The organism is Lachnospira hominis (ex Hitch et al. 2025) (assembly GCF_040096395.1).
Taxonomy (GTDB): domain Bacteria; phylum Bacillota; class Clostridia; order Lachnospirales; family Lachnospiraceae; genus Lachnospira; species Lachnospira hominis.
The window spans coordinates 1-586 of sequence record NZ_JBBMES010000074.1 but is presented as its reverse complement, the minus strand read 5'-3'; the positions used below and the strand labels follow the sequence as shown (position 1 = coordinate 586).

Below are 586 nucleotides of genomic sequence, written 5' to 3'. Positions count from 1 at the left end.
GCCGGAAGCGGAAGTGGCGGCGGAGGCGGAAGTCCGGGAGTAAGCTCCATGACTGAGGATGAAATCAATGCCATCCTTAGTGGAATTACAGACAGCAGGCAGAAAACAGTCTGCTCCTATGCACTTCACAGAGTTGGCTTTCCTTATAGTCAAGATTTAAGAGATAGCGGTAACTATTATGACTGCAGCTCCTTAGCCTATTATTCATGGAAAGATGCAGGTGTGGATATTAGTTACGGCGGTGCAACCACAGCGGCAGCGGAGGCACAGGGACTGGATGAAGCCGGAAAGACAGTCTCCTTTGATGAGTTACAGCCGGGAGACCTTATCTTCTACAGTTTTACAAGCAATGGAAGATATAAGAACATCAGCCATGTGGCAGTATATGTCGGAAATGGCAAAGTGGTAGAGGCACTTAATGAAAGTCTTTGTGTGGTTTACCGGGATGTGGCAAGCACAGGAAAGATTGTTGTGATAGGAAGACCATAACAGGAAATTTGCAGAGAGGTCATAGTCCCTCTCTGAGACTGGAGGTAAGAATGGATTTAAAAGATATGATACTGGTAACAGAAAACGACAGGGGAAC

Annotated in this window: 1 protein-coding gene; it reads left to right on the top strand. The window is 46.4% G+C overall.

Annotated elements, in window-relative coordinates; all coding sequences use genetic code 11:
• The coding region (locus tag WMO38_RS15145; RefSeq protein WP_349163225.1) for a C40 family peptidase at nt 1-489 on the top strand (489 nt) is incomplete at its 5' end.
• Nucleotides 490-586: the final 97 nt, after the last annotated feature.